Here is a 3,633-nt window from a genome sequence, read left to right on the forward strand (position 1 = left end):
TCATTGCGTCTTGCTGCACCCGCTTGGACTCGCCGTCGCTGTTGGCAAAGCCCAGCACCAGCACGCCGCGGTAGCTGCCGTTGCCAAGGTTTTCCCTCACGCGCAGGGTGCCGTTGGCGGTGTAACCCGTGCTCGAAACATAGTCGACCAGCCACTCACCCATCATGGGAAAGCCGCCGCCGGCCGCCTTGTTGTTGCCCTGGGGCGTGGGCTGTGTTTCGGCAGACGCCTTGACGGCGTCGCAGCCCCATGCACGCACCTTGCAGCTGGAACCACCCTTGTCCCGGCATTCCGCCATGGCCCGCGCCTGGGTGTTGGCGCTGGTGGTGCCGGTGCCCCAGCCATACGCGTTGGATCCCTTGGCCTGGTCGGCGGCATAGGCGCCGCACTGGCCGGCGAAGCGCAGCACGATGGAGCAGTCAGTACCGCATTCGCGGATAGAGCGCTGGTCGGCCAGGTCCGAACTGGGGTGGTTGAATGAAAAGCCATACTTTTCACCCTGCAGGGTGTCAATGGCCAATGAACCTGCCGCCATGGCCTGGCTGCCGGCAATGGCCAGCAACAGACTTATGGCAAACCGGGCGACGAGAATTTTCAGTCCTGAAGTCATCATGTTTCCCTCCAAGGAAATATATTTGTATGTACCTGCCTGGAGAATGCCGGCGCGCGGTGCTGCTTGCCGACAGACCCATCGGGATTATCCGCCGGGTTTTGATCGGCGAAGCACGTTTACAGGGGGCTGCCTGCGGCAAAAGCCGCAGCGTGCAACACTTGGGTTTCATCTGCCTTGGTCCGCGCACCCCGCGAAAGCCGAAGCGCATCAACAGCCAAACAAGCGAAGGAAACCCGCATGCCCACGCCTGAAACCGTAGACCGCTTTGTTGCCCGCGTTGAACAGAACGCGCACACCGAAGCGATTGAAGAGTTCTACACGCCTGACGCCACTATGCAAGAGAACCAGCAGCCGCCGCGCCGTGGGCGCGACAAGCTGGTGGAGGGTGAGGCAAAAGTGATGGCGCGCGTGAAGTCGGTCACGTCAACCTGCGTGCGGCCGGTGTTTATCAGCGGTGACAAGGTCGTCATCCGCTGGGTGTTCAATTTTGTGTGGGCCGACGGCAGCACCATGCGCATGGAAGAACTCGCTTACCAGCGCTGGGAAGGCGAGCGCATTGCCGAAGAAACGTTCTTCTATGACCCGGCCCAGCGCACGCCGGTGCCGGCCAAGTAAGCAGGCCGGCGCGGTCGTGCGGGGAGCGCGATCAAGCTGCCTTGATCTCGATGCGCCGGGGCTGTGCGTGCTGCGCCTTGGGTATGCGCAGCTTCAGCACACCGTTCGCGAGTTCGGCGCTGACTTTCTCGGTGTCGAGCTCCTTGCTGAGCGTGAACACGCGGTGAAAGCGGCCCAGCCCCACTTCGGTGTGGGTTGACTGCAAACCTTCGGGCGCAGACAGGGCCGACTCGGCATCAATCGTCAGCGTGTCGGCCTCTACCTGCAGGTGCAGCTTGTCGCGCGGCACGCCGGGCAGGTCGGCATACAGCGTAATGCCGGTGCTGTCTTCAATTACATCGACGGGCGGCGTCAGCGCGCCATTGGCGTAGCGCGATGTGTCTTTCTGCGCCACTTCGTTTGCTTGCCCGGTTTGCATGCTGCGGCCGGTGGTGCTGCCGTTGTTGGCGCTTCCATTACCGCTGCTCCGTGCGGCGCCGCTGTTGCCGCCGGTTTGTTGTGTGTTGGCGTAGTTCATGGCTTGCCTCCTTTCACTGGATGGCGATGCGGCGCGGCTGGGCTGAAGCGCGCCGCTGGATGGTGATGTGGACCAGGCCGTCCTTGAAGCTGGCGTTCACGGCGTCGGGGTCGGCGTCGTCGGGCACGGTGAGCACGCGGCGGAAGCTGCCGGCAAAGCGCTCATTGATGTGCAGGGTCGATTGCGCGCCCGCTTCGGGCAGTTCAGTCTTGCGCTCGCCGGCAATGGTGAGCAGGCCGCGCTCCAGGCTGACGTCGAGCGACTTCGGGTCAATGCCCGGCGCAAAGGCATACACCTCTATCGTTTGCGGTGTGCCGCCAATGTTCAAGGCGGGAAAGCTGCTGCGGCCAAAGCCGCGAATGCTGGGAGACAGATCGAAGGCCTGCTGCACGTCGCGCTGCAGGCGATCGAGTTCGGCGAACATGTCGCGCGGAAATAACGATCGGTACATGGCGAAAACCTCCATACGGGTTGAACATCAGTGCGCTGGAAAACCCCCAAAAAAGCGGCTTCCGGCGCCCGGGAAGAGGATGTAGGAATTGCCAAAAAAATTTCAAGAGGGAATTTGCGCACGTCACTCTCAGGCGCGGCGGGCCTGCAAAAGGGCGGCCCAGGCAGCGGCGTTGCGGTCAGGTTTAAAACTTTTTTCGCAAGTCACCCACGCGTGAGCCGCACAGCACAACGCCCCGGTGCACGTGAATGCACCGGGGCGTCTGGCTGGCGTTTCTTTTTCGGCCTGCTCAGCGCTTGGCGATCAGGCGGTAACCCAGCAGCAGCACGATGGAGCCAAGCACGGCGGCGATGAAGCCGGCCGTTTCGCCTTGCTGGTACCAGCCCATGGCCGCGCCCAGGTAGGTGGCAAGGAATGAGCCCGCAATACCGATGAGCACGGTGATGATGAAGCCGCCAGGGTCGCGGCCGGGCATCAGGAACTTGGCGACAAAGCCGATGATGAAGCCAATGATGATGGTCCAGATAATTGACATAGCGTCTTCCTAAAAAAAAAGGGGAAACCCAGGACGCGGGCAAGAGCCCGCGATGACTGGCTTACTTGGCGGCTTACTTGGTCGGTACTACGGCCTTGGCCATTTCCAGGTGGGCTTCCACCTTGGGCAGCATCTTGCCGGCCAGCGCCTTCAGGTCGGCGTCTTTGGCGTCCTTCTGGATCTTGGTCAGCAGCTTGATGGTGGCTTCGTGGTCGCCCACACCGGCGCGCTTGGCGTATTCCGTGTCAAACAGGTTGCCCGACAAGGCCTTCATTGCGGTGGCCTTGGTTTTGGCCATCACGCCGGGGCCGTCGGGCAAGGTCACACCTTTGGCGCGGGCCAGTGCCTGCACTTCGGCCAGGGCGCTGTTGTGGTCGTCAATCATTTGCTGCGCAAATTTTTTGATCTCGGCGTTCTGCGATTTTTCCAGCGCCATCTTGCCGCTTTCGATCTCGGCGATGTTGGCCTGGGCCAGGTCGTCCAGCATGCCCTTGTCGGCACGGGCCAGCTTGCCGGCATCTGCCGCTGTTGAGGTGCCTGCGGTGGTGCTGGTCTGGGCCGTGGCGGGCAGGGCAGCCAGTGCCAGGGCAGAAGCGGCCACGGCGGCCAGTGCCACGCTGCTGAGTTTGAATTTCGATCGGTTCAATCGGTTCAACATGAGGGCCTCCTTTGAAGGGGTGGTTGTTGACGGGTTGATTCGGTATGGGGGAACAGACGCCGCGAAGATAGGAATTAGCAAACCAGCAAGCCGCGGCAGATAGCGTTGTACTTTCGCCGCTGTAGCGGCCGTGCGTTGCAGGAGGCCGGGCAGGCTCTGTGTAGGAATTTGCTTGCGCGTGGTGTCCGGCTGCCGCGCACGGGCGCCCGGCCTTTTGTTCAACAAATGCCGCGTGGTGCGATAC

Annotated in this window: 7 protein-coding genes; 2 read left to right on the top strand and 5 right to left on the bottom strand. The window is 62.1% G+C overall.

What is annotated here, in order from left to right:
• On the bottom strand, positions 1-610 hold a 610-nt coding region (locus tag AC1D1X_RS18340; protein WP_477698832.1), incomplete at its 3' end, for a DUF4189 domain-containing protein.
• A gap of 29 nt (positions 611-639) precedes the next feature.
• On the opposite strand from AC1D1X_RS18340, the gene AC1D1X_RS18345 reads away from it, so the two are divergent.
• Entirely contained in the window at positions 640-864 is a 225-nt protein-coding gene (locus AC1D1X_RS18345; RefSeq protein WP_477670549.1) for a hypothetical protein, read from the top strand.
• A complete protein-coding gene (locus tag AC1D1X_RS18350; RefSeq protein WP_477670550.1) occupies positions 851-1,228 on the top strand; it encodes a nuclear transport factor 2 family protein in 378 nt (125 codons plus the stop codon). Before AC1D1X_RS18345 ends, AC1D1X_RS18350 begins: the two co-directional genes overlap by 14 nt.
• Positions 1,229-1,259: 31 nt before the next feature.
• Here the strand turns inward: AC1D1X_RS18350 and AC1D1X_RS18355 are convergent, their stop codons facing one another.
• The 4 genes from AC1D1X_RS18355 to AC1D1X_RS18370 form a co-directional block, all read right to left on the bottom strand.
• On the bottom strand, positions 1,260-1,646 hold the full coding sequence (locus tag AC1D1X_RS18355; protein ID WP_477670746.1) for an Hsp20/alpha crystallin family protein: 387 nt from the start codon (positions 1,644-1,646) through the stop codon (positions 1,260-1,262).
• A gap of 112 nt (positions 1,647-1,758) precedes the next feature.
• Positions 1,759-2,196, bottom strand: a complete 438-nt coding sequence (locus AC1D1X_RS18360) for an Hsp20/alpha crystallin family protein (protein WP_477670551.1) — start codon at positions 2,194-2,196, stop codon at positions 1,759-1,761.
• Positions 2,197-2,485: 289 nt separating this feature from the next.
• Positions 2,486-2,731 (bottom strand): GlsB/YeaQ/YmgE family stress response membrane protein, encoded by a 246-nt coding sequence (locus AC1D1X_RS18365; protein WP_457282025.1) that lies wholly within the window; start codon positions 2,729-2,731, stop codon positions 2,486-2,488.
• A 73-nt stretch (positions 2,732-2,804) separates the two neighbouring features.
• A complete protein-coding gene (locus tag AC1D1X_RS18370) occupies positions 2,805-3,389 on the bottom strand; it encodes a DUF4142 domain-containing protein (protein ID WP_477670552.1) in 585 nt (194 codons plus the stop codon).
• Between the last annotated feature and the right edge of the window lie 244 nt (positions 3,390-3,633).

It is taken from the genome of Polaromonas sp. P1_G4, assembly GCF_056405475.1.

What these genes read in the sequence shown, in the direction of transcription:
- AC1D1X_RS18345 (WP_477670549.1), top strand. Translation starts at nt 640, where the DNA reads ATGTACCTGCCTGGAGAATGCCGGCGCGCGGTGCTGCTTGCCGACAGA.
- AC1D1X_RS18350 (WP_477670550.1), top strand. Translation starts at nt 851, where the DNA reads ATGCCCACGCCTGAAACCGTAGACCGCTTTGTTGCCCGCGTTGAACAG.
- AC1D1X_RS18355 (WP_477670746.1), bottom strand. Translation starts at nt 1,646, where the DNA reads ATGCAAACCGGGCAAGCAAACGAAGTGGCGCAGAAAGACACATCGCGC.
- AC1D1X_RS18360 (WP_477670551.1), bottom strand. Translation starts at nt 2,196, where the DNA reads ATGTACCGATCGTTATTTCCGCGCGACATGTTCGCCGAACTCGATCGC.
- AC1D1X_RS18365 (WP_457282025.1), bottom strand. Translation starts at nt 2,731, where the DNA reads ATGTCAATTATCTGGACCATCATCATTGGCTTCATCATCGGCTTTGTC.
- AC1D1X_RS18370 (WP_477670552.1), bottom strand. Translation starts at nt 3,389, where the DNA reads ATGTTGAACCGATTGAACCGATCGAAATTCAAACTCAGCAGCGTGGCA.